This window comes from Haloferax prahovense, assembly GCF_000723845.1.
Lineage (GTDB): Archaea > Halobacteriota > Halobacteria > Halobacteriales > Haloferacaceae > Haloferax > Haloferax prahovense.
On record NZ_LK053000.1, the window covers coordinates 441,917 to 465,221 of the forward strand.

Below are 23,305 nucleotides of genomic sequence, written 5' to 3' on the forward strand. Positions count from 1 at the left end.
TACGAACCCGTACGTTGCCCCCGTGGGTCCGTAAGTGATACCCCTCGGTGTGAACGCCGAGGGGGATGTGATAAGTGTCCCTACACCCGTAACTGAGTATGGTGGATTTGTTCTCTCTCGGCGGACTGCTTCTCGCGTTCTTTCTCGTCATCATGAACGGCGTCTTCGTGGCTGCGGAGTTCGCGTTCGTCAAAGTCCGGCCCACGCAGGTGAACACGCTCGTCGAACGCGGCAAACCGGGGGCAGCACTCGTACAGGACGTCATTCAGAATCTGGACGACTATCTGGCGGTCAGTCAACTCGGGATCACGCTCTCCTCGCTCGGTCTCGGCTGGATTGGCGAACCGGCCGTGGCGGCACTCATCGAACCCGTCCTCGGCCGGGTGCTTCCCGCGGGGTCGGTCCATCTCGTCGCGTTCGTTCTCGGATTCGGGTTCATCACGTTCCTCCACGTGGTATTCGGCGAACTCGCGCCGAAGACGTTCGCGATTCAAGAGGCCCCGCGTATCGCGCTCCTCGTCGCCCCGCTCATGAAGTTCTTCTACTACGTGTTCGTGCCTGGCATCATCGTCTTCAACGGGACTGCCAACTACTTCACCCGCCTCGCGGGCGTCTCACCGGCATCCGAAAGCGAAGAAACCCATACTGAAGAGGAAATTCGGATGATTCTCACGCGGTCCGAAGAGACGGGCCACATCGACGTCGACGAGGTCGAAATGATAGAGAGCGTCTTCGAACTCGGCGACACGATCGCTCGCGAGATCATGACTCCACGTCCGGACGTCGAGACCATCCCCGCCTCGATGTCGTTTCCGGACCTCCGGTCAGTTGTCGCGACGGGAACCTACACGCGCTATCTCGTGCTCGACGAGAATGGCGACCAGCCGCTCGGATTCGTTCACGCAAAAGACATCCTGCGAGTGAGTGAAACCGAAACGGAGTTAGATGAATCGGTGACCGCGCGAGACCTTGCCCGGCCAGTCCTCACCATCCCGGAAACGCGACGGATCGACACGATTCTCGCCGACTTTCAGACGCGTGGGGAAGGCCAGATGGCCGTCGTCGTCGACGAGTGGGGCGTCTTCGAGGGGATTGTGACCATCGAAGATATCCTCGAAGAGATCGTGGGTGACATCCAAGACGAGTTCGATACCGCCGCCCAGGAGCCGTCTATCGAGAAGCGAGACGACGGCGCGTACGTCGTCGACGGAGGGGTCCCGATTCAGGACGTGAACGATCGACTCGACACCCGATTCGAGAGCGACGACGTCGAGACGATCGGTGGACTGGTCTTCAGTCGCCTCGGCAGGGTTCCTGTCGTTGGCGATCAGATCGATATGGACGGGTACATCATTCAAGTGGAGGCTGTCGATGAAACTCGAATCGAACGACTGGTAATCCAACTAACGGAGTAGTCAGTCCGGAGAGTATGGGTCTGTCGCCGTCTCGAGTCGGTAGACATCGTCTAGAGCGTCAAAATCATCGTCAAACGCATAGAGATATCCCAGTCCATGGGCCTGCATATACGCAACAATACACGCGTCGACGAACGAGAGTTGACGGTGGCGTCTGAAGAGCGCTTTTGCGGTCGCAGTCGCATCGGAGTTCACCGACGCAATATGGAACCGTGCGTTTTCTTCGAGTCGATCTAAGAAATCGACGGCCGCATCGTGTCCGGCGTGTGTCGTTAACCCATTGAGTGTCTCGGCTAGTACGTAATCGAGAACGACTGCTTCCGGAAGTGACGCATCGTCGATGCCCTGGAGAATGGGCCGTGCTTCGGTGTGCATCCCGTCTCGACGATACGCAGCAGCAAACAAAACGCTCGTATCGATTAGCGCTCGCGGCATTTACTCTGACCCGACGCCCCACGCGTCATGGTTCTCGGTGGCGTCCGTTTCTTCGTCGCCATCATAGCCATCGAAATCCGCAAACGTCCCACTCCGTTGTTGGACGACGCGAACTCGAATACTTCCGTCGTCTTCGAGATGCCAGCGAAGTTGGTCGCCATCGTCGATCCCCAGTTCTCGACGAATCCGTGCCGGAATATTCGCCTGGTTTCCAGACACCTTGCTTTCAGCGTCTACCGGGTCACTACTCATGACTGACCACTAGAATCGCTTGGTGAAAAACCTAGTGTGTTGCCACACTACTTTGCTCTGTTGACGTCCTCCGAGTGTGACGAGACGGACTTCCGATACCGGCCCAGTCCCCCTTCGGTACCGACAGCACGACGAAATCGCGTCGTCGCCGTCCAGCCAACCGAACAGTGCCAACAACTCCACGCCAACCACCGATATTCATACCCCTGCCGGCGTACGAGTCTGGTATGAATACATACTCGATTTTGGGGCCATCACTCGTCGCTGTCGTGCTTCTGTTGTTGCTGAGTGCGTTCTTTTCCAGCAGCGAGTCAGCGATCTTTTCGCTCCCGGATGACTGGATGGAGACCGCGACCGAAGACAGTACAAAAGACAGCCGCACACTCCAACAACTCCGCTCGAACCCCCACCGACTGCTCGTCACGCTGCTGGTCGGCAACAACCTCGTCAACATCGCCATCACCAGCATCGTCACACTGCTCGTTGCACGGTTCATCCCGCCCGGGTTCACCGTCGTGGTCGCCACACTCTCGGTGAGTGTGCTCATCCTCGTCTTCGGAGAAATCGTGCCGAAATCCTACGGCCTCGGCCACGCAGAGTCGTGGAGCCTCCGTGTCGCCCGCCCAATTTCGTACGTCGAACGCGCACTGGGGCCACTCGTGGCGTTGTTCGATATCATCACGCGATGGCTGACGACACTCATCGGGGGCGACCAACAGATCGAGAAACCATATCTCGACGAGTGAGCGACCATGCTCTGAAGGGCGTGGCATTCAGCACGGACTCTCAGAGATGCAAGGAGGAAGCCCACGGCTGAAGCCGTGGGAGGAATCCGACAATACTCGAAACAAACCACGAGCGATAGCAATCCGACTCCCCCACGCCAATCATATAGTTTATAAAGAACCTATCTAATATGTGAATTAACGATGGAGGTGATTCGCACCGTCAAAGTCAAACTCGACGTACCCAACGAGCGGTGCGACGACCTCCATCAGACCAAAACTCAGTTCCTTCACTGTGCGAACACCACCGCAGAGTGGGCGTGGAGATACCCGAACGACTACTGTGTGACCTCGAAACAGAAAGCCGAGAACGCCCTCTACGAACGACTCCGAAACGAGACGGAGTTGACGGCAAACCTCGTACAGAAAGGGATTCGACGCGCTATCGAGGCCACAAAAAGCGGTGTCGCCCGACTCAAGAAAGGTGACAACACCAGTCAACCGTACTTCAAAGCGTGGAGCGTCGTCTACGACAAACGCTCTGCGACATTCCACCGCGACCACGTTTCGCTCTCGACAGTAAATGGTCGCGTTGAGTGCGACTACGTGATTCCCAGCGAAACTGAGGGAACGCCGATTGGCGAGTATCTGCTGAACGAGGACTACGAGTTCCGGATGTCAACGTTGCAGTACGACCGCTCTACGTCGGAGTTCTATCTCCACGCACGGATGCGCCGAACCATAGACGAGCAAGAGCAGTCTACGACTTCTTCTGAAGACGCCAAGCACAGAACAGTCCTTGGTGTTGACCTGAACGTGGATGGCTCGCTTGCCGTAACTTCCACAGGCGCGTTCATCGGGAACGCCGACGAGATGAATCATCGACGCCGAGAGTTCGAGAAGACTCGCGGGTCGATGCAACAGACGGGCACGCGGTCGGCGCATCTGTCGATTCAGTCGATGAACGACCGCGAACACCGTTGGATGCAGGACGAACTCCACCGTGCCTCGAACCAGATTCTCGAAGAAGCCCAAGATCACGGCTGTACGCACATCGCGTTCGAGAACTTGACAGGGATTCGCAAACGGATGGCTGGTGCGAAGCGATTCCACGCATGGGCGTTCCGACGCCTCTCCCAGTACGTTGAGTACAAGGCGGAGATGTTCGGCATCAAGGTTGAGCAGGTGAGCCCTGCGTACACGAGTCAGCGGTGTTCGTCGTGCGGGTTTACGCACGAATCGAATCGGCGGACGAAGCATCAGTTCGTATGTCAGAAGTGCGAGTACGAACTGAACGCGGACTACAACGCGAGTAAGAACATCGCTCGGAAACTACTCAAGAGACTCTACTCGGGGCAGACGTCTTCGAGTGGAGGCGCACCCTGTCAGTGTGCGCTCCCGTCAGGGACGCTGAACCTGAATGGCGATTTCCACGCCTCCGTCAAAACGACGGCAGAAGGGGAGTCCACTGACAAGCCCACGACTTCAGTCGTGGGTTACTGACAAGATGGCGATCGCACAGAATTTCCCCACCTACGAACCCAACACGTGCATTATCTCGAACGGATTGGCAAGTATGGGAATCGCCGTCCCTGGCGGGATCGCTGCCGATCTCGCGACTGATTCGAACGTCGTTGTCGCGACCGGCGATGGTGGGTTTCTGATGAATGCGGCCGAGATCGAGACGGCCACCCGCCTCGACCTCGGATATACGATCGTCGTGTTCAACGACGACAACTACGGCCTCATCTCGGAGAAACAGCTCACACATACCGGCGAACACTTCGGAACCGAACTGACGAACCCCGACTTCGAGCGATTCGCCGAGAGCTTCGGAATCGATAGCTACCGGCCAGAGACGTGGGACGAGGTCGAGACCGTCCTCGAACGTGTCGTTCCTGCGAACGAGATGTCTCTGGTCGTCGTCACGCTTGGGTAGCACGGAGGCCGATCCGTGTTCGGGTAAGGCTGTAGCCGTCGAGCTCTCGGGGGTGGGTGTTGTTGGCCGGGCTCAGAACGACTGAATTCAGCGTGATTTCCGCCACTGACAGTTGCACAGCCAGCGAGAACGCATCCGACTTCGAGGCTTCCCGCCAGAACGTTTCTACAGGCGGAGTAGGAGCGGAAACGATCTCTATTGGCCAACGGTCGAGTCCACTCGCTCTTGGGCGAACAGGTCAAGGACGACCTTCGAGCCGCCGAGTATGACAGGACCAACGAACAGACCAACCGCCCCGAACAGAACGATGCCCCCGAAGATCCCCAAGACGATGGTCGCGACGTTGATCGCTCCCCTCCGGTTGGTGACATCCTCGCTCGCGCTAAAGGCGGGATTCTCGCCTTGAAAAAAGATAGCGACCGTCGCGCGTCGCGGGACGGTTCGAAGACAGATCGGCGGACGCCCTGCGAGAGCTACAGGTTGGATTTGAGCCGAATCTCGTCGTCGGTCACCGTGTTGATCCGACTCGCCTTCAGGACGTAGTTGTCCTTGTCCGCGTCGCCCCACCCGAGTTTGGATCGAATCTTGTCCGTGATACCCGGATCCGGGTCCACGTACGCTGTGCCGTTCTTGACCTCGGAGACCATCCCGATTGTTTCGCCGTGTGAGTTGACTACACGCTTCCCTTCGTCGTCTTCGGTTACCATTTGTTGTACCATGTGTATTCTGCCCGCCGGTGCGCGGACATCGGGACCCACGCCCTCCGACTGCATCAAGCGCCGACATTTTAATACTCAGACAATTTTTGAGTAACCGGGTGACACAGGTTTCGAGAGGTACAACAACCAATCTACTGCAGACATGTACACTACCCGAGTGTAACTCACATAGTCAAAACGTTCCCAAGTGTGAAAATCGTCGCAACTGATGCACCTCGGTAGAGAGTAGCGCAGTGTAAGCTACCACGCCCTGAAGGGCGTGGCATTCAGCGTGGACTCCCGTTCTAACCGCTGAGAGCGGTAGGTGAATACTCGCCATTCACGTTCAACATCCCACTGTTCAAGCGCACGCCTACGGGTGCGCCTCCACGACCAGACTTTTGCTGGTCGCGGAGATACTTCAGGCCGATATTCTTCGCCGCGTTGTAATCTGCGTGAACATCGTACCCGCACTTCAGGCAACCGAACTCATCCTGCCCGTTGTTGTGTGGACGATTATCCTCGTGGGTGAACCCGCACTTCGAGCAACGTTGACTCGTGTACGCCGGGTTAATCTGCTTCACCACAAGTCCTTCAGACTCAGCCTTGTACGTGACGTACTCGTAGAGCCGGTGGAACGCCCATTTGTGAACCGCCTTCGCGTGCGGGAGGCGCTCGCGGATTCCTTTGAGTTGCTCGAACACGATATGCGTACAGTCGTTCTCAAGAGCTTCGTCGACCAGTTCGTTCGAGATAGTGTGAAGCAACTGCTCGAAACGCCCAGTTTGCTTGCGACCGACTCGCTGGACGTTTTCGTGTGCCCACCGAGTCCCGGTCTGTTGCAGGTCGCCCCGTCGCTTCTCGTACTCTCGGTGCCAGTGATTGAGTTCGCCGCCGCTCCAGAACTTGCCGGTTGAGGTGGTTGCGATGTTTGTGATGCCGAGGTCAACACCAAGGACGGAGACGTGCTTGGTATCGCCTTGTTCGGTATCATCGTTCTCCACGGCGGGCTTTGTCCGCATGTGGAGGTAGAAACAGTCCTCAACCGTGTCGTAGTGGAGTGTGGCCCCCTTCACGTCGTAGTCGTCGTTGAACAGGTACGCTGAGTGAGGCGTGTCACGCTGTTCGTCTGGTAGGACGAACTCTGCGGTGACTCGCCCGTCGATGGTGGCGAGTGTGGCGTGGTCGTCGTTGACCGTGACGGTTCGGGCGTCGTAGCTGGCGAACCGCGACGTGAAGTGTGGTTTCGAGGCTTTCTTTCCACCCTTCCAGCGTTCGACACAGCCTTTGACGGCTTCTGCGGCGCGGTTTCGTGCGGATTGCACGAGGTTGGCCGGGAGCGGTGAGTCGTCTCGAACGTCGTAGTACGTGAGGTCGTGGAGTTTCTGCTTGCTGGTGATTTTCCAGTCTGGTTCCCACGCTACGTCTACGACGTAGTTGGCGGCGTCGAGGAAGTGGTCGGTTGTCTGGTGGAGAAGTTCAGCGGCACTCTCATCCACATCGAGTTTGATGGGTACAGTTCGAGTGCTTGAGTCGTCCACCATCTGTACTTCATATGTGGGGGTCTGTATTTATAATAGTTCAGGTTGGCGTGGGGGAGTCGGACTGCTATCGAACGTGGTTTGTGTCCGAGTTGTCGGCTTCCTCCCGCGCCTAAAGGCGCGGGTTTCCGCCTTGCGTTCATTAATGACGACCCACAGTCTCGACGCGTGTCTCCGCCTTGTCGCCCACGGGCACCGACGGCGGATCATCCACCACTTGCGCCACGAGGCTACCGGGGCCACGACGTTCGATGACCTCGTTGATCAGATGCACAGGCGAGCCTCCGACACCAAAAACGGACCACCGCAGGACCGAGACGCACTCGCCATTCAACTCTACCACACCCACCTGCCGAAGTTAGCAGACTACGGTGTCGTCAAGTTCGAACACAGGAGCGGTGCCGTCCGGTACCAGCCCGACGAACAGGTCGAAACGGTGCTCGACTCGCTTTCCAGCGACCAGACACTTCCGAATCCCTGATTCCCGCATCTGCAGGCGCGGGTGGTGGTCAATTGAGTGGGCCAGTACGGGTGCTGTGGGTCGTGTCACCCACATACTAAAAAAATCGGAGTGTGTGAAAACATCGCCCCTTGATACAGTCACAGAGCGAATGTAGCACACATGTATGACCCGGTCCCGCTGCAGGTCTCCGCGCTCGGATTCGCGATCGTCGGCCTGTTCATACTGGTGCTGGCAATCGTAACGGTCTGGCAGATGGTGCGGTTCGTCGACGCGTACGATAAACAGGCGCTTACCGTGTTCGGTGAGTATCGCGGCTTGCTCGAGCCGGGCATCAACTTCGTCCCCCCGTTCGTCTCGCGCACGTACACGTTCGACATGCGAACCCAGACGATGGACGTGCCCCGACAGGAGGCGATCACGCGGGACAACTCTCCTGTGACAGCGGATGCCGTCGTGTATCTCCGTGTGATGGATGCGAAGAAGGCGTTTTTGGAGGTCGAAGACTACAAGACGGCGGTTTCGAACCTCGCCCAGACCACGCTTCGGGCGGTCCTCGGCGACATGGAACTCGACGACACGCTGAACAAGCGGGGGGAGATCAACGCTCGCATTCGGAAGGAGCTCGACGAACCGACCGACGAATGGGGGATCCGCGTCGAGTCAGTCGAGGTTCGAGAGGTCAACCCCAGTCAGGTGGTTCAAAACGCGATGGAACAGCAAACCGGCGCGGAGCGGAGACGCCGGGCCACGATTCTCGAAGCCCAGGGCGAACGCCGGAGTGCAGTCGAGAACGCCGAAGGGGACAAGCAGTCGAACATCATTCGCGCACAGGGCGAAAAACAGAGCCAGATCCTCGAGGCACAGGGCGATGCGATTTCGACGGTGCTTCGCGCGAAGTCCGCCGAATCGATGGGTGAGCGCGCGATCATCGACAAAGGGATGGACACGCTCGAAGCGATCGGTCGGGGAGAGTCGACGACGTTCGTCCTCCCACAGGAACTCACCTCGCTTGTGGGTCGCTACGGAAAGCACCTCACAGGGAGCGACGTGGCGACCAACGGGCACCAGTTAGCTAGCCTGGGATTCGACGCCGAGACTCGCGAACTCATCGGGCTCGACGACATCAAGCAGATCCTCGGCGAGATCGACAAGGCCGCCGAGATGGACGTCGAAGCGCTGGAACAGCAGGCCAAGGCGGTCAAAGACGGAATGCCCGACCCCGGTGACGGAGCATGACTTCTGAAGAGAACCTTCCGGCAGACTGGGTGTTAGCTGAAAGAGAGGGCGCTAAGCCCCCTTCCTCAAGGAGCGACCGAAGGGAGCGAGTAGGGAGGGGATACAGCGCCCGCACGCCTTACAGACACGCTAATCCGTGCGATTAATACACCGCACTTCGTACGAGTTGACACGTCGCATGAATTACAGCCCACGCTTCCGTTTGTTCCCCACCACGGAGCAACGCGAAGCGATGGACTGGCAACGAAACACCGTGCGACAACTGTACAACCACGCTCTCAACGAGTTTGACCAGATACCCGAAGACGCGGGCACGCTCCGCCAGCGCGTCTGGATGGTCCGAGACACGCTCCCGGCGCTCAAAGGCTGGTGGACCGACCTCAAACTGGTCTACTCGACCGTTCTCCAGAAAGCTGTCGAGCGTATCCGAGACAACATCCAGAACCTCGGGAAGCTCAAAGCGAAAGGATACGACGTGGGGTCGTTGAACTGGAAGAAACCGCGTGAGTACCGGAGTTTCACGTACCGGCAATCGGGCTTCGAACTCGACAAGAAGAGTGGCCCGAATGGTCGCGGACTCCTCATCCTCAAGAAACTCAAAGGCGAAACCCGCGAGATTCCAATTCGCATCCATCGTGACCTTCCAGACCACGAGAAAGTCAAAGAAGTCACGCTCAAAAAAGAACCCACGGGAGCGTGGTACGTATCATTCTGCATCGAAACAGAAACTCCCGAGAAACCTGCCGTCGAAGCCATCGGCTCTGACGATGCGGTGGGTCTCGACCTCGGTGTTCTCAACTTCGCCCACGATTCGGACGGGCGTTCGATAGGGCGACTCGACTTGTCTAACGACCGAGAACGCCTCGAACGAGAGCAACGTTCGCTCTCTCGAAAGGACTACGAGTCCAACAATTGGGAGAGACAACGGCGTCGCGTCGCGGAAATCCATGCACGAATGTCGAACAAGAAGCGTGATTTCAAACACAAGCTAGCACACTTCTACACCACTGAGTACGATGCCGTATTCGTTGAAGACCTCAATGTCAAGGGGATGCTCGAATCCCCGCAAAACGCTCGTAACAAGGCCGAAGTCGGCTGGCGAGACTTCATCACCATCCTCGAACACCACGGTGAGAAGAACGGCTGTCACGTCGTGCAGGTTAACCCGCGCGGGACGACCACAGAGTGTGCGAGCTGTGGCGTTTCGACTGGCAAGCCGTTGTGGGTGCGCGAGCATTCGTGCCCGTCGTGTGGGTTCGAACTCGATAGGGATTGGAATGCGGCTCTTAACGTCCTCTCACGAGGACTCGACAAACTAGGAGTGGTTCACTCCGAAGACACGCCTGTGGAGACTGCGACCGCTGTGTCCACTGATGGTGGTGATTCATCGTCCATCGTCGTGGATGCAAGTCGCGTCACAGAAACAGGAAGCCCCGTCCTCAAGGAAGCCGCGTCAGCGGCTGAGTAGGGCGGGGTAGTTCACTTGCTGTTCGCCCACACTATCGGCTGTCTCCCAGTGGAGTTCGACACCCGGGACGACGAATACCTCCAGACGGGACAGTCGACAGGAGCCCCGCTACTCCGACAGGGCCGTGTCGAGCCGCCAGGTGAAGATCGCTCTCAGCACCACGACCAGACTGTTCGTGTCACCCTCCCCCCAGATGGCGGTCTCCGACCGCGGATCGGACGGGCTCGCGTCCGCGCCGTTGACGAGTGCGCTCACGAGTGTTTTCTGTCCGTCGATCATCATGACCCGTCCCGCCGACGTGTCCGACCAGACCCACAGCGACTCGAACATCCTCGCGCCGGGGATCTCGTCTTGGATGCGTTTCTGGACCTCCGTCGAAACCCCGGCGAGCTTGATCGAAACGCCCCGCTCTGCGGCCTCGCCTAACCCCTCGATCAGGTCCTCGGTAAGCAGCTCTTCGACGGTCATGTAGACGATTTCGTCGTCGGCGCTGGCGAAGAAATCCAGGACCCGTTCCGTGACTGCCGGCTGCCCCTCGACCGTCCAGACGCCGTGCTGCTCGACCCGTCGTTCGATGGGTTCGAGTTCACTCAGCGCCGTCCGAAGGAGGTCCGTGCGGTGCTGTAGCTCGTGTTCGAACGTCCGACTCGCGGTTTCGGCGGAGGTCGCCCAGAATTGCTTGGGCGACGACTGGAGAACGTCGACGAGTCCCCGGTCGTGTAACTCGTCGATGGCGTCGTACACGCGAGTCCGTGGCACCTCCGACACCTGGCTGACGTCTCTGGCCGTCCCCGTGCCGAGGCTCGCGAGCGCGACGAACGTCCGTGCAGCGTAGGCACTCAACCCGAACCGTTCGAGTTGCTCGATTGCGATGGCCTGGGGATTGTCGACTGGATCACTGCTCATGGATCTGGTGGCTGTGGGTCATTGTGAAATCGGCCACGAAGAGTGGCCGAGCCGACACGCAACAGTACGGTGGTTGGGACACAGAACTAGACTGCGTGCCGATGAAAGGGTTAGTTCCCACCCGGTATATCCTTTTTGTGATTAAACGGGTGACTATTCAATCTCTCGATTATCTGTACTGCTATACGGTGAACTCCCACTATATCCAGTGTAACTAGAATTATCACAACAGATTCTACGGTGCTCTCTTGTACAGCAGAGTAGGAGATTATCATGCCCAGATCAGGTCTCACCCGCACTTGCCGTCATGTGGGGAGTGACAATACCTATCCGTGTCGGGGGCGAACTCTTCAGAGAATCACGGGAACCCCGTGAGGTTGGGACACATGAATATGAACGATAGTTTGGAGGAAGCAATCGAGGTTCTCCAGCAACTCGGGTTGAAAGAATACGAGGCGCGATGCTTCGTCGGCTTGTCCCGCCTCCACACGGGAACGGCAAAGCGATTGAGTGAGATGGCGGAGGTTCCCCGAACGCGGGTGTACGATGCGATCCGAGTGTTGGAGGCACAGGGCCTCGTCGAGATACAGCATTCGAGCCCGCAGCAGTTTCGGGCGGTTCCACTCGACGAGGCGACCGAAACGCTCCGTGACCAGTACGAAGGCCGCGTTGAGCGACTCCACGATGCGCTGGACACGGTCGAAATGGTCGAACAAGACGACGAAACCCCCGTCCAGCAGGTATGGGCGATGTCCGGGCAGGACGCGATCAAAAACCGGACGGACCAACTCATCGAGGACGCATCCGAAGAGGTCGTTCTCGTCATCGGCGACGAATCACTCTTGACGGAGGATCTCGTTTCCAGCCTCAACGACGTTGGGAACGGGGTCGACCTTCTCATCGGCGCGTTGACGGAGTCACTTCAAGACCAGATCAAAACGGCCGTTCCCGACGCCACGACGTTCATCTCTGGCCTCGAGTGGTTGCAGGGCGAAGACGCGACTGAAAACGAGACGGCGATCGGCCGGCTCCTTCTGATCGACCGCTCGACCATTCTCGTGAGTTCACTCATGCCCGACACCAAGGACGAACAAGCGATATTCGGCGAAGGATTCGGGAATGGACTGGTCGTAATCGCCCGACGACTCATGGCACAGGGGTTGTTGACCGTCCGCGACCCCAAGTGATCTCGCGACGAGCGCCGAGCGTCGAGCGTCGACTCCGTTACCGGACGCAACTGTCAGCAGGTTCTTGATCGCGTTCGTCGCCGAACCGGTCCTCGAGCAACTGGAGCGTGAGATACTCGCCATTGTCGATCGTGATGCAACACTCGTCGTACACGAACGAGAGGCGGCCGCCCGTCCGAGGCGTTCCGTCGTATTGCGGGCCGAACAACGAATCTAACGCAGCCGGATCGATGACATCCGCCAGCGGTCGGAGAGCGCATGGTTCACAGCCTTCAACAGCGCTCACCGCGCGTACGACGGCCGTGCTGACCGATTCGTCCGGCCCGATTTCGTACTCCACAGTTCTGATTCGTGCTCGACGAGCAAAAGCTCCGAAGTTTTTCACCCGGTTTATCAAAACAGATTCGGATAGACGGGCTGGATGCGCATGTTGGTACTGCTCGGGTCGATAGGATGGTATACGATTTGACATCCTCCCCGCCCTGAAGGGCGAGGATTCCCACGGCACCGGGGCGCTGAGTTGGGATGTTTACGGTTTGTAGTCGCCCGACGTGGACAACTACTGGCTGTGCCAACCAGCCGTTACTCCTATCCCGGCATGGGATTCAGAGATACTTTTTCTGACTGCACCCCGAGTTCCGGTACAGAAGGGGGTGCCTTCTGCGTAAAATCAGGGAATTCCGATATTGTCCGATTAAGAGGGCGGGCAGGCCACCTCGGTTACTCGATAATACGAATTGACACTACTTAAAACATCCATTCTGAGCGTCGAACATGGCTTGTAGAAGATTATGTCGATCCCCGCGCTAAAGCACGGGGCTTTCTCCTCGTACTTCCGTAAACTACTGTCAGTTACCCACGACTTCAGTCGTGGACTTGTCAGTGGACTCTCCTTCTGACTCCGTAATGGAGTAGGCGTGGAAATCGCCATTCAGGTTCAGCGTCCCTGACGGGAGCGCACACTGACAGGGTGCGCCTCCACTCGAAGACAAACTCGCTGGCAAGTGACGGGTGGGGTTCACGCCTTGAAAAATCACCTCAACCCTGTGCAGACGCCGACTCGTTGACGACCGTCTGTTGCACGAGTTGCCTCACACCTCTGCGAAACCGTTCGGAGGCGGAACTGTCTGAGATATCAAGCTGGTCTCCCAGGTCGGCCAGCGAACACGTCCGAGGAATCTCCAGATACCCACACTCGGATGCGACAACCAACAGCTCTCGTTGCGCCTCCGTCAGCGACACGCTGGGTCCGTCTTGGTACGTCTCCTCGTAGAGTCGCTTGACCGAGATGTCGATCTCGTGGTCACGACAGAACTGCATGATGTGTCTGAACGCGTCTCGACTCGGGAACTGGGCGTGACACCGCCAGCCGTTGTTGGTCCCGACCGCACGCTGAAGGACGCCCCCGACCGAGATGAACTCGGGCATGAGATTCGTCTCGTCTCCGACCGGAGTGAAGTCCACCCGGTAGAACCGGCGGTCACCCGTATCGTCTAAGACGGTTGGATTCGTTACTGCGGGGTCGTCAGCGAGCGCCGCCTCGACCGCCGCGAAGTCGTCGCTCCGCACCGAAAAAAGCATCTGCGTCCGATCGTCTGGACCCCGATACGTCTCTTCCCACTCGACCTCGATGTCGGGGATCTCCCGTAACGGCGTGAGCAAAATCGGATGGTCGATCGTGAATTCTGCTATGAGCATTGGTAGCATCCCTCACTATGTGGAGAAAAGAGACGAGAACGTATAAACGCCCGGGAGGCTCAGGCAGGAGGGTGATTGCGTCCTCGGGCGAACAACAGAGCGATGTCCACCTTCGACGTCCCGTCGTCACAGCAGGAGCCTGACCGAGTCGGAGCGCTTTGTGCGGTTCTCGCGAAGGAGCGACGTCGCCACATCCTGTACGCGCTTCGTGACGCAGACGACACAGCTGTGACTGTCGAAGAGCTCGTCCAGTTGCTCGCCGAGCAGGAGGGAGCGGACGACGGTGGGGAACGAATCGAACGGTGTCTGTACCACGTCTCGCTGCCGACACTCGCCGACGCGGGCATTATCGAACACGACCGGCGAAGCGGGTGTGTTCGGTATCGGCCAACACCACTCCTCGAACGACTGCTAGCGCAGGTGACGTCACTCGACCAGCGCGATTTGTGACGTTCCACGACCCCCCGGACAGACGGCGCTTCCGCGTCGTGTCCGATGGACTAGTCACAGTTGGATTCCTCCGCTCACTTCTCTCGGTTCGTTTCGAGAATCGGTGTGACTACACAAGAACGACCGGTGCTGACGAACCCCTGCCATCTTATGTACATTTACTGAACTGATTCGGTATGCGAGTCGCGAGTCATACTCGTCGTCAGTGGCGGTGCGAGCGGGATTTTCAATTGGACGTTCGGCTCGGAACAGAAGGTTCTCCGAAAGATGACGACGGGTATCGAGGAGGTGGTCGCCGAACTCGGTATGGAGTTTAATCGCACGCTTGCTGAGTCTCGACTGTCAGACCGTATCGAAGCACGCGACCAACCACTTATCCGCGACCGCATCGAATCGTGAGAGCAACGCCGTGTATCTCCAAAAGTTGCAGTGGGCGATTTCATCGGTGGTCATCCTGCTGGTCGTCCTCGTGCCGATGGGTGCACTCGCACGGTCCGTCTCGTACCGGGTCGGACAAGTAATCGTTATGCTGAGTCTGCTCACCGCGCTGGCGCTCGGATACCTCTTGACGTACGAATTGGACGTGTGGTAGCACCCTAACCCAACAGCCCATCCGCGAACGTCCCCACCCTACTCTTCGGAGTGGCGACGGGCCTCGTTGATCAACGTGGGAAGCACGATACCCACACCGAACAGCGCGACGAGTTCGACAAGAGCATTTCGTGTGCTTGGAGGATGTCAACGCACGGAACCTGAGTGTATCACACCGGCACCCATAAGTCATTATCGTAGTAATGATTACCTAGATAATGACTTTCTACAACCGCAGTGCAGAACTGACAACGCTGGAGGAGGGATTCGAGGCAAACACGCACTCGTTTATCGTCGTCTACGGCCGCCGACGTGTGGGAAAGACAGAACTGCTGAAACAGTTCTGTCGCGACCGTCCGCACGTATACTATCTTGCTGCACAAGAAGCAGCGTCACAACAACTCACAAAGTTCGTCACACAGATCGCAGCAGCGTTCGACGATCGGGTTCCACGCATCGATAGCTGGGATGAGGCGTTCGACTATCTCGGAGACAAACTCGAATCGGAATCACGTATCGTCGTCATCGATGAGTTTCCGTATCTGATTGACGCTAATGAGTCGATACTGTCATATCTACAATCGTTCGTTGATGAGCGACTCCAGCAGACAGATGCAATGCTCATTCTATGTGGGTCCAGCATTAGCGTCATGGAGTCCGAGGTGCTCGGTCACAAAAGCCCACTCTACGGGCGGCGTACACAGCAGTTTGACATTACACCATTCAATTTTCGAGACGCACGGGCAGTCATCGACTACGATATTGAGGATGCGATTCGCTCGTACGCAATCACCGGGGGAACACCGATGTATCTCACGCTCTTTGCGTACTCACAGACACTCGCAGAGAACATTTCGTCGCAGGTACTCTCGCAGAACTCATTGTTGTACAATGAACCAGAGTTCTTGTTACGGACTGAGCTTCGATCACCAGCCCGATATCTGAGTATTCTCGAGGCGATTGCAACCGGCCACACGACGCCAAATGAAATCGCGGGGATGACTGGGATTAACTCAGGTCCGCTCTCGAAATATCTGCAGACGCTGCGTCGCCTTCGACTCATCGAGCGAGAAACCCCGGTTACTGTCTCGTCACCGCAGTCGAAGCGATCGCTCTACCGAATCGCAGACGAATTCCTTCGGTTCTGGTTCCGGTACGTCGAACCAAACCGGTCGAGCATTACTGAAGTACCAGATATAGTCCTCGAAGAAACAATCCTGCCGGACCTCCAAACACATGTTTCGACGGTGTTCGAACGGGTTTGCCGGGAGGTCGTCTGGGAAGCGGTTCGACGTGATGAACTCGAACCCTACGGGACTGTTGGACGATGGTGGTACGGTGAACACGAGGTTGATATTGTTGGATTGTCTCCGTCTGATGATCGAATCCTCTTTGCGGAGTGCAAATGGACTTCGTCCCCAGTCGGGCAGTCGCTTGTGGATGACCTCAAAGCAAAAACAGAGCATGTCCGCTGGGGCAGTCCAGAGCGGACTGAACGGTTTGCGCTCTTCTCGAAGAGTGGGTTCACGGAGGGACTTGCCGACGAACTCGATGCATCATGGACGCTCTTTGACCTGCAGAAAATCGACATGCTGACAAGTCCTTCAAACTGACGCCGAAGTCCCGGTTTGGCCGTTGGAGTCGCCACTTGCCCGATGGAGCGCTTCCTGTAGGACTGCAAGATCCTCACGAACGGTCCGCCACCGAGTCAGTGCGTCCCACCGGTCGTGGAGCGCGTCATGGTCGGCGACATCGACCGATTTCGGTGAGACCGCGTCTGGATCGGGGACGCCAAACTGCGTCTGGAACGACTCGTCTTCCGAGAGGAGCGACTCGAGTTCCGCGCGGAGGTCGCTCACGGAGTGTTCTTGTGCGAGCGATTCGACCCGCTTCCAGCGGAGGTACGACTCATTTCGGCGGTACGTCGTCGGACGGCCGTCGAGACGTTCGACAATGCCCATCTCCACGAGTTGCTCGAGTGCCGCACGTGCACCATCAACTGAGCAGTCCACCCGCTGGCTGACTGCTTTCGCCGACGTATACCTGGCCAGGCCCGTACTCACGTCGTAGACCCGCTGAACGTCGTGCGTTCTGCTCACGTCGTAGACCCGCTGAACGTCGTGCGTTCTGCTCACGTCGTAGACCCGCTGAACGTCGTGCGTTCTGCACGCCACTGGGCACGTGCATCCGCGGGCTGGTTGGATTCCATACACGGCTGTTCGCACCCAAACACGATATTTCTTTTGTGCAGGCGAAATATATTTGGAACTTGGCACCCGGACTCGCAGGTTCACGTCGCCTGCGGAACCACCCCACCCCACGACTTCATCTGTTCTTGCAACGTTGACGTGGAGACTTGACGACCGACCGAAGCCGACGCAGTCGGGGAAAACACAAACGAATCGTACTATCCGGCGGCAGGGTGCGTTGTGGTGAGAAGCCGACGAGTGCCTGCAAACGAGAGGACGTTTCGTATGCTTCGAAGCACAGACCGCGTGTACACGCTCTCACGCGGCATTTTCTAGGTAGCTATTCCTCGCCACGAAAGCAAACAAAACACACGAACTCCGGTTTTTTGTATCGGTGCAAGGCGTCAGGCCGCAAGTATTCGAGACACGGGGTACCCCACGACTTCATTCTGTTTTTCACCCGTCTCGACCGCGTTCACGCCTGAAATCGACGAGAGAGGAGTTCACAGTCACTGACGACGCTGAAACCCCGCACGGGAAAGCGGCGTCGCGGGCGAGCATGCCCCCGCTGTCACACAAGTCGGCTTTTGCAGTCGCGTCGCCTACGCACGATATGGATTGGAAGACGAAAGCGAAACTGAGCGTCGGCATCATCGGTGTAGGGCTGGCCGCTGCGACGGCCTGGACGGCCCTCGACCGCGTGAAAAATCACGGTACTGAACGGGTCCCCTACAAGACGGTCGAGCGTATCGATGGCGTCGAACTCCGGCGATACCCGGAGACGATTCGCGTCCGGACTACCGCGTCCAACGGTCGAGAGGCGTTTTTCCGCCTGTTCAACTACATCGACGGGGCGAACGAAGGCAGCACGTCCGTCTCGATGACCACACCCGTCGAAACGGGTACGGACACGAGGGCCGCCGGAGACGCCGCCGGCGACGGGGCCAGCGAGACGGGCGAGTCGATCTCGATGACCGCCCCCGTCGAGACAACTCGGGAAGACGGCGCGACGATGTCGTTTTTCCTCCCTGCAACGTACACGCCGGAGACCGCGCCGGAGCCAACGAACGACGACGTGAAACTCGTCGTCGACCCGCCGCGGACGCTGGCCGCCCTCCGGTTTTCGTGGTGGGCTCCGAGGTTCCGTGTCTCGCTGAAAGAACGAACCCTCCGGACGACGCTGGCCCAAGCAGGCATCGAACCGGCGGGCGAGACCCGCCTCTTGCGCTACGACGCGCCCTTCACGCCGCCGTGGCTCCGTACGAACGAAGTGGTCGTCGAGGTGGACACCACGAGCGTTCGGCGGGCGCTGCGGTGAGAAAACGGAGATTGTCTGTACGTTGGCGTTTCGTGTGCGTATACGTCCCCCCGGCGTGAACGCCAGGGAGACTGTCATCGACCCGCAGTCGACGCCGTTACATTACGAAAAAATTCGAGGCGAAAGCCTCGCCTTTCAGGGCGTCACCAGAACGCGGTGCGTTCTGGTTGCCCGCCAGATGTAATCTGGCGACGGGGATGAAGCCGACCAACAGTATTCAACCGCCGTCGATGACATAGTCGGGGTTCCAACGCAATTTTAAGCCCTCCGACCATAATAGTATGCATAGATGGTGAAGAGTACCCGTCACGCGAAATACGAACTCTACTACCACATAGTGTTCGTGCCGAAATACAGGCGTTCGCACCTGACGGGGAAGACGAAGGAACGTCTCGAAACCATCTTCGCGGAAATCTGTGAGGACAAGGGCCTCGAACTGGCCGAGTCCGAGGTCATGCCCGACCACGTACACCTGTTCATCGGGAGTCCGCCCAAGAACGCCCCGTCCCTCATCGTCAACTGGGTCAAGGGCATCTCGGCGCGGAAGTATAACCAGCGGTACGACGACCGCGTGAAGTGGACTCGTTCCTACTACGTCGGTACCGCGGGAAGCGCGTCGAAGGGCGCTGTCGAACAGTACATCACTGAACAGGGGGGTTCCGATGCATGAAGCGCGTCAACACCTTCGAGGTGGTTCCACAGATCGAGAACGACAAAGAGTGCCTCCTACGGCTACTCGATGCCTCAGCCTCCCTGTGGAACGAACTGACCTACGAACGTCGTCAAAGCTACTTTGGCGACGGTGACGTGTGGGATACCTCCGAGTACCGAGGACGCTACAACGGCGTCATCGGGAGCGCGACTGTCCAACAGATCACGCGCAAGAACAGCGAAGCGTGGCGGTCGTTCTTCGCCCTCAAAGAGAAAGGCGAGTACACCAACCCACCGTCGTACTGGGGCAACGAAGATGACGGACGCGAACTCCGCACCTACATCCGATGTAACCAGTACACGATTCAGTGGGGCAAGCGTAGCCGTCTTGAAATCCCTGTCGGGCAAGAACTGAAAGACGAATATGGACTCGGCTACCACGAACGACTCCGCCTCGAAGTCCGAGGCAACCCGAAGTGGGACGGCAAACAAGGTCGTCTGGAGCTTGAGTATGACGAAGTGAGCGACACGTTCAGGGCTTTCCAACCAGTCACCGTACCTGATTCTCGACTGGATTCACGGAAAATCGAAGATTTTCCTGAAGTCGAAAACGCTGCGCGTTTTCGGAATTCACCACTGGCTTCTCACGAAGCCGCCCTCGACGTTGGCGCAAACAATCTCGTCGCGTGTTCCACGACTACTGGGAACCAGTACCTCTACGACGGTCGGGAGTTGTTCGGACGGTTCCGCGAGACGACAGACGAAATCGCCCGCCTACAGTCGAAACTCCGTGAAGGACGATACAGTTCCAAGCGAATTCGACGGCTGTACCGACAGCGGACGAAGCGTCGTGACCACGCACAGAACGCGCTGGTACGCGACCTCGTTGAACGACTGTACGACGAGGGCGTGGCGACGGTGTATGTAGGCGACTTGACCGACGTGCTGAAAACGCACTGGTCGGCCAGGGTGAACGAGAAAACGCACAACTTCTGGGCGTTCAAGAAGTTCAGCCACCGTCTCGCGTGCGTCTGTGAGGAGTACGGCATCAGTCTCGAAGCCGAGTCGGAAGCGTGGACGAGTCAGACGTGTCCTGAGTGTGGCGACCACGAGGAGACGGTTCGCCACGGGGACACGCTGACGTGTCCGTGCGGATTCGAGGGGTACGCTGACCTCACGGCGTCTAAGACGTTCCTTCGAGAGAACAGCGATTGCGAAATCAGGCCGATGGCACGGCCCGTGCGATTCGAGTGGGACGACCACAATTGGTCGGGGAAACCATACCCTCACGAAAGTTCCAAAGAAGTGCGCACAAACCCGAAAGTTGCCTCCGTGGAATCGGCATAGCCGAACCCCCAACGGAGGAATCCTCGCGCTTTAGCGCGGGGAGGATGTCAAGACCGCCGGCTGTTTCCACGGCCGTTGGCGTGTCCGTTCCCACGCGAGTCGGCACACGACCCCACAGCAACGTCCTCGCTCTCGTCGCTCGTCACGCGGAATATCGCCGTCGTCCCGCTGATTTCGTGGCCGACGAAGACGAGCGGGTCGTCAATCGGGCTTTCTTCGGCGGTCGCGAAGTCTAGTCCCTCCGGACCGAGGTCGCCGGCAGCGCCGGCGGGCGCGTCACCGTCTTCGATGGCCGCCTCGATATCGACCGAGAAGTCCCGGTTGTTGACGTACTCGACGAACGTGGCACACTCGGGGTCGGTGATGTCGTACACCATGACGCCGCCGATGCGTTCGAGACCGATGAACGCGTAGTACCGGTCGCCAACCTGCCCGATTGTCAGCCCCTCGGGCTCGGGGCCTTTGTTATCGCTGCGGCCGTCAGGGTCGTGTTCGTTGTTGTCGTTGTTGAACTGGTCGCCGAATCGCTCTGCGGTGATATCTTCGAAGTCGCTCCCGCTGTCGAACACTCGCTTGCCGTTCGTCGTGAAGATGCTGAACGACCGGCCACCGAAGACGTAGAGTTCCTCGTAGCGCCCGTCGCCGTCGACGTCGCCGAGCGTCGTTGTCACGCCTTTGGCACCGAGGTTCTCGGAGCGCTGGAGTTCCTCAACGCTGTCGATCCCCTCGATCTGGTCGACGTCGAACGCCTCGGGGTCGAGTCGGAGGTCCGAGACTTCCGCCTCCTCGCTGAACGAGCCGTAATCGCGGCTGTCGCCCTCGTTGGCCGTCACGAGGTAGGTCTTGCCGTCGGGGCTGTACGCGCCGATCGCGTCGGGCTGGAGGATACCGTTGATCGGCCAGTTCCGGATGTTGGCCCCGCCGTCCTCGTTGCTCGCGTCGAGTTCGTTCCCCGCCAGACTGTAGTCCTTGAAGCCCAGCGGCATGAGATTCTTGATGGTCGCCGTGTCGATGTCGATCTCCGCGATCGCGTTGTTCTCTTGCAGCGAAACCCACGCCGTCTTCGAGTCGTCGCTCACGGCCACGTACTCCGGCTCGAAGTCCTGCGATGCGCTCGCGTTCGGCCCGAAGATGCGGATGCCTTGCTTTCGGAGCTGGTCTTCCTTGCCGTCGAAAGCGGTGAAGTCGGCGGTGCTGACCGTCGGTGCAGCCGCGCCGTCGGAGACGTCGACGATGCTGACCGAGCCACGGGGGTCGTACGCGTAGTCGTCGGTCGGCTCGCCCTCGTTCGCGACGAGCACCCGCGTTCCGTCGGGGGTGAAGGTGACTTTGTCCGGCAGCGGACCGACCGGGGCCGTCCCCAAGCGTTCGAGCGTCTCGGGGTCGTAGAGCCCGACCTGTCCGGGGTCCTGTGCGACCTCGGCTTCGAGCGCGACGGCGACGACGTCGGCGGACGTCGAGACGCTGTTCGCGGAACTCACGTCGTCGAGCTCGCTCGCGGCGTCGATCGCGTCGACCTTCTCGGGTGCGGTCGGGTCCGAAACGTCCAGCACGTCGACGCCGCCGAGGTCGGCGTTGATCACGAACAGCCGCTGGGTGGGGGCGTGGTAGGCGATAATTTCGGCCCCACCTTCGTCGAACAGCCCCGACTCGTACCGGCCGATCTGTTCTAACGCGACGTTCTCGACGCCCGAAAATCCGCCCGCAGCCTCGGAGCCAGCCGCCGCCGTATCGTCACCCGCGACAGCCGTCCCTGCGAGGAGTCCAAGGACGGTTCCACCGGTGAGTCCGAGCACAGCTCGACGCCCGATATCGCTCGTCTGTTGTGATCGTTCCATACCCGATGCCCTCGGGCGGGCACGTTAAGAACTTATAATAACTGACACGAGTGCTATGTTGTGAACCGTTGACGATGAGACGAGACTGAGGGGCTCCCGGCCCGTTTGCGTCTGGGTGCACCCGGCCATCGTTTTCGCCAACGACGGTTCAAAGAGTGGCGCAGGCAGTCCGACTGTGGCGCGCTGGGAACAACGCCTGATCGAAGATTCGTATCCGAGCAGTGCCACATCTGCGACAGCCACACGCATCCGATTCGTATGGAGAATCTACCACGACGACAAACCGAACGAGGACACACTCGACGGGCACACATCCGCGATCGAGACGACGCCCGAGACGCGACCGCCGCGGTACACCCCTGCGGAAATCGCGGTCGATTCTACACCCCTGATGCCGAGGGTGAACCGGGAGACACGCGCTACACCCCCGGTTCCCAGGGGTGTACATGCACGCCGATTCTCCGCAAGGGTGTACTCGATTCGCGTCGCTTCGTGGCCTGTCGGAGTCGCCATCGACGCCGGCTGTGTGGCTCTCGTCGCTCCTCCCAATTCCGGCCTGCAGCCGTCTCACACCCTCTCTGGGCGCGTTTGTGGGTTCACAATCTCCCCTGCAAATGCCGTCTCGACGGCCGAGTGTCGTCGCTTTGGCAGGGTCGAAAATCGTCAATTCCCCGGTACACCCAGTCGTAGATGGGGTGTATCGACCGATTTCGAAACCGGAATCCCGCCTCGAAGTGGCGTCTCGATGCAGGCACGACGCGCGTCGACGACAGTCCACAGTGTCTCGTCTCTCGCCGCCTGCACGCTCGTTTCGGGCCGTTCGACCTGAAATGGGGGTTCGTCGATGGGGTCTGAATTTGGCCGCGATTGCCGGCCGACTTGGAGTCGACGCGACGACGGCCACAGCGGACACGTTGTTGCGGGAGTATGGACGGGTGTACCGATGCGACACACTACC

21 protein-coding genes and 2 pseudogenes are annotated in these 23,305 nt (G+C 58.7%); 13 read left to right on the forward strand and 10 right to left on the reverse strand.

The window, feature by feature from the left end:
- Nucleotides 1-98 precede the first annotated feature (98 nt).
- Complete coding sequence (locus BN984_RS02025; RefSeq protein ID WP_049967540.1) at nt 99-1,415, forward strand: hemolysin family protein; 1,317 nt, start codon at nt 99-101, stop codon at nt 1,413-1,415.
- Here BN984_RS02025 and BN984_RS02030 read toward each other — a convergent pair whose 3' ends face one another.
- Together BN984_RS02030 and BN984_RS18950 are read right to left on the reverse strand one after the other, a co-directional pair.
- Nucleotides 1,416-1,850 (reverse strand): PIN domain-containing protein, encoded by a 435-nt coding sequence (locus tag BN984_RS02030; RefSeq protein ID WP_049967541.1) that lies wholly within the window; start codon nt 1,848-1,850, stop codon nt 1,416-1,418.
- Nucleotides 1,851-2,102 (reverse strand): AbrB/MazE/SpoVT family DNA-binding domain-containing protein, encoded by a 252-nt coding sequence (locus tag BN984_RS18950; protein ID WP_081909167.1) that lies wholly within the window; start codon nt 2,100-2,102, stop codon nt 1,851-1,853.
- A 227-nt stretch (nt 2,103-2,329) separates the two neighbouring features.
- On the opposite strand from BN984_RS18950, the gene BN984_RS02040 reads away from it, so the two are divergent.
- The 3 genes and pseudogenes from BN984_RS02040 to BN984_RS18955 all read left to right on the forward strand — a co-directional run.
- Complete coding sequence (locus tag BN984_RS02040) at nt 2,330-2,848, forward strand: CNNM domain-containing protein (RefSeq protein WP_049913635.1); 519 nt, start codon at nt 2,330-2,332, stop codon at nt 2,846-2,848.
- A gap of 183 nt (nt 2,849-3,031) precedes the next feature.
- A complete protein-coding gene (locus tag BN984_RS02045) occupies nt 3,032-4,330 on the forward strand; it encodes an RNA-guided endonuclease InsQ/TnpB family protein (protein ID WP_008096021.1) in 1,299 nt (432 codons plus the stop codon).
- A 1-nt stretch (nt 4,331) separates the two neighbouring features.
- A pseudogene (locus BN984_RS18955) lies at nt 4,332-4,766 on the forward strand (thiamine pyrophosphate-dependent enzyme); the annotation flags it as partial.
- Nucleotides 4,767-5,239: 473 nt separating this feature from the next.
- Here BN984_RS18955 and BN984_RS02055 read toward each other — a convergent pair.
- Both BN984_RS02055 and BN984_RS02060 read right to left on the reverse strand, forming a co-directional pair.
- The gene (locus BN984_RS02055) at nt 5,240-5,473 is read right to left on the reverse strand and encodes a PRC-barrel domain containing protein (RefSeq protein ID WP_394325025.1); all 234 of its coding nucleotides are present in this window, start codon (nt 5,471-5,473) and stop codon (nt 5,240-5,242) included.
- 296 nt (nt 5,474-5,769) lie between these two features.
- Nucleotides 5,770-7,008, reverse strand: coding sequence for an RNA-guided endonuclease InsQ/TnpB family protein (locus BN984_RS02060; protein ID WP_008096008.1), 1,239 nt, complete (start codon nt 7,006-7,008; stop codon nt 5,770-5,772).
- Nucleotides 7,009-7,150: 142 nt separating this feature from the next.
- Here BN984_RS02060 and BN984_RS02065 point away from each other — a divergent pair, with 142 nt between their 5' ends.
- The 3 genes from BN984_RS02065 (at nt 7,151) to BN984_RS02075 (ending at nt 10,172) form a co-directional block, all read left to right on the forward strand.
- A complete protein-coding gene (locus tag BN984_RS02065) occupies nt 7,151-7,486 on the forward strand; it encodes a DUF7344 domain-containing protein (protein ID WP_049967545.1) in 336 nt (111 codons plus the stop codon).
- A gap of 141 nt (nt 7,487-7,627) precedes the next feature.
- Complete coding sequence (locus tag BN984_RS02070) at nt 7,628-8,704, forward strand: SPFH domain-containing protein (protein WP_008096006.1); 1,077 nt, start codon at nt 7,628-7,630, stop codon at nt 8,702-8,704.
- Nucleotides 8,705-8,882: 178 nt separating this feature from the next.
- Nucleotides 8,883-10,172 carry an RNA-guided endonuclease InsQ/TnpB family protein gene (locus BN984_RS02075; protein WP_049967546.1) on the forward strand — a complete coding sequence of 430 codons (1,290 nt, stop codon included), beginning with the start codon at nt 8,883-8,885 and terminating at the stop codon, nt 10,170-10,172.
- 108 nt (nt 10,173-10,280) lie between these two features.
- On the opposite strand, the gene BN984_RS02080 is transcribed toward BN984_RS02075, so the two are convergent.
- Nucleotides 10,281-11,078: a TrmB family transcriptional regulator gene (locus tag BN984_RS02080; RefSeq protein ID WP_049967547.1), complete on the reverse strand. Its 798-nt coding sequence runs from the start codon at nt 11,076-11,078 to the stop codon at nt 10,281-10,283.
- 386 nt (nt 11,079-11,464) lie between these two features.
- On the opposite strand from BN984_RS02080, the gene BN984_RS02085 reads away from it, so the two are divergent.
- Complete coding sequence (locus BN984_RS02085) at nt 11,465-12,265, forward strand: TrmB family transcriptional regulator (protein WP_049913626.1); 801 nt, start codon at nt 11,465-11,467, stop codon at nt 12,263-12,265.
- Between the two features lie 37 nt (nt 12,266-12,302).
- Here the strand turns inward: BN984_RS02085 and BN984_RS02090 are convergent, their stop codons facing one another.
- From BN984_RS02090 to BN984_RS02095, 3 genes and pseudogenes are all read right to left on the reverse strand, one after another.
- Entirely contained in the window at nt 12,303-12,605 is a 303-nt protein-coding gene (locus BN984_RS02090; RefSeq protein ID WP_008095999.1) for a HalOD1 output domain-containing protein, read from the reverse strand.
- 508 nt (nt 12,606-13,113) lie between these two features.
- A pseudogene (locus BN984_RS19895) lies at nt 13,114-13,254 on the reverse strand (RNA-guided endonuclease InsQ/TnpB family protein); the annotation flags it as partial.
- A gap of 49 nt (nt 13,255-13,303) precedes the next feature.
- Nucleotides 13,304-13,972, reverse strand: coding sequence for a helix-turn-helix domain-containing protein (locus tag BN984_RS02095; protein WP_081909170.1), 669 nt, complete (start codon nt 13,970-13,972; stop codon nt 13,304-13,306).
- A gap of 93 nt (nt 13,973-14,065) precedes the next feature.
- Between BN984_RS02095 and BN984_RS20195 the strand changes: the two genes are divergently transcribed.
- Nucleotides 14,066-14,413, forward strand: a complete 348-nt coding sequence (locus BN984_RS20195) for a DUF7344 domain-containing protein (RefSeq protein ID WP_081909171.1) — start codon at nt 14,066-14,068, stop codon at nt 14,411-14,413.
- 809 nt (nt 14,414-15,222) lie between these two features.
- Nucleotides 15,223-16,617 (forward strand): ATP-binding protein, encoded by a 1,395-nt coding sequence (locus BN984_RS02110; protein WP_008095990.1) that lies wholly within the window; start codon nt 15,223-15,225, stop codon nt 16,615-16,617.
- Here the strand turns inward: BN984_RS02110 and BN984_RS02115 are convergent.
- The gene (locus BN984_RS02115; protein WP_049968569.1) at nt 16,609-17,139 is read right to left on the reverse strand and encodes a DUF7342 family protein; all 531 of its coding nucleotides are present in this window, start codon (nt 17,137-17,139) and stop codon (nt 16,609-16,611) included. The genes BN984_RS02110 and BN984_RS02115 overlap by 9 nt on opposite strands.
- A gap of 667 nt (nt 17,140-17,806) precedes the next feature.
- On the opposite strand from BN984_RS02115, the gene BN984_RS02120 reads away from it, so the two are divergent.
- The 3 genes from BN984_RS02120 (at nt 17,807) to BN984_RS02130 (ending at nt 20,509) form a co-directional block, all read left to right on the forward strand.
- Nucleotides 17,807-18,511 carry an SOUL family heme-binding protein gene (locus BN984_RS02120; RefSeq protein WP_049967550.1) on the forward strand — a complete coding sequence of 235 codons (705 nt, stop codon included), beginning with the start codon at nt 17,807-17,809 and terminating at the stop codon, nt 18,509-18,511.
- A 289-nt stretch (nt 18,512-18,800) separates the two neighbouring features.
- Nucleotides 18,801-19,181, forward strand: a complete 381-nt coding sequence (gene tnpA / locus BN984_RS02125; protein WP_008095984.1) for an IS200/IS605 family transposase — start codon at nt 18,801-18,803, stop codon at nt 19,179-19,181.
- A complete protein-coding gene (locus BN984_RS02130) occupies nt 19,178-20,509 on the forward strand; it encodes an RNA-guided endonuclease InsQ/TnpB family protein (protein ID WP_049967551.1) in 1,332 nt (443 codons plus the stop codon). The genes tnpA and BN984_RS02130 overlap by 4 nt, the downstream gene beginning before the upstream one ends.
- Nucleotides 20,510-20,556: 47 nt before the next feature.
- On the opposite strand, the gene BN984_RS02135 is transcribed toward BN984_RS02130, so the two are convergent.
- Nucleotides 20,557-22,347 (reverse strand): choice-of-anchor I family protein, encoded by a 1,791-nt coding sequence (locus BN984_RS02135; protein ID WP_049967552.1) that lies wholly within the window; start codon nt 22,345-22,347, stop codon nt 20,557-20,559.
- Nucleotides 22,348-23,305: the final 958 nt, after the last annotated feature.

Coding starts and splice junctions, on each gene's coding strand:
- BN984_RS02045 (WP_008096021.1), top strand. CDS start 3,032: ATGGAGGTGATTCGCACCGTCAAAGTCAAACTCGACGTACCCAACGAG.
- tnpA (WP_008095984.1), top strand. CDS start 18,801: ATGGTGAAGAGTACCCGTCACGCGAAATACGAACTCTACTACCACATA.
- BN984_RS02060 (WP_008096008.1), bottom strand. CDS start 7,008: ATGGTGGACGACTCAAGCACTCGAACTGTACCCATCAAACTCGATGTG.
- BN984_RS02135 (WP_049967552.1), bottom strand. CDS start 22,347: ATGGAACGATCACAACAGACGAGCGATATCGGGCGTCGAGCTGTGCTC.
- BN984_RS02085 (WP_049913626.1), top strand. CDS start 11,465: ATGAATATGAACGATAGTTTGGAGGAAGCAATCGAGGTTCTCCAGCAA.
- BN984_RS02070 (WP_008096006.1), top strand. CDS start 7,628: ATGTATGACCCGGTCCCGCTGCAGGTCTCCGCGCTCGGATTCGCGATC.
- BN984_RS02120 (WP_049967550.1), top strand. CDS start 17,807: ATGGATTGGAAGACGAAAGCGAAACTGAGCGTCGGCATCATCGGTGTA.
- BN984_RS02110 (WP_008095990.1), top strand. CDS start 15,223: ATGACTTTCTACAACCGCAGTGCAGAACTGACAACGCTGGAGGAGGGA.
- BN984_RS02040 (WP_049913635.1), top strand. CDS start 2,330: ATGAATACATACTCGATTTTGGGGCCATCACTCGTCGCTGTCGTGCTT.
- BN984_RS02025 (WP_049967540.1), top strand. CDS start 99: ATGGTGGATTTGTTCTCTCTCGGCGGACTGCTTCTCGCGTTCTTTCTC.
- BN984_RS02130 (WP_049967551.1), top strand. CDS start 19,178: ATGAAGCGCGTCAACACCTTCGAGGTGGTTCCACAGATCGAGAACGAC.
- BN984_RS02030 (WP_049967541.1), bottom strand. CDS start 1,850: ATGCCGCGAGCGCTAATCGATACGAGCGTTTTGTTTGCTGCTGCGTAT.
- BN984_RS18950 (WP_081909167.1), bottom strand. CDS start 2,102: ATGAGTAGTGACCCGGTAGACGCTGAAAGCAAGGTGTCTGGAAACCAG.
- BN984_RS02065 (WP_049967545.1), top strand. CDS start 7,151: ATGACGACCCACAGTCTCGACGCGTGTCTCCGCCTTGTCGCCCACGGG.
- BN984_RS02095 (WP_081909170.1), bottom strand. CDS start 13,972: ATGCTACCAATGCTCATAGCAGAATTCACGATCGACCATCCGATTTTG.
- BN984_RS02075 (WP_049967546.1), top strand. CDS start 8,883: ATGAATTACAGCCCACGCTTCCGTTTGTTCCCCACCACGGAGCAACGC.
- BN984_RS02080 (WP_049967547.1), bottom strand. CDS start 11,078: ATGAGCAGTGATCCAGTCGACAATCCCCAGGCCATCGCAATCGAGCAA.
- BN984_RS02055 (WP_394325025.1), bottom strand. CDS start 5,473: ATGGTAACCGAAGACGACGAAGGGAAGCGTGTAGTCAACTCACACGGC.
- BN984_RS20195 (WP_081909171.1), top strand. CDS start 14,066: ATGTCCACCTTCGACGTCCCGTCGTCACAGCAGGAGCCTGACCGAGTC.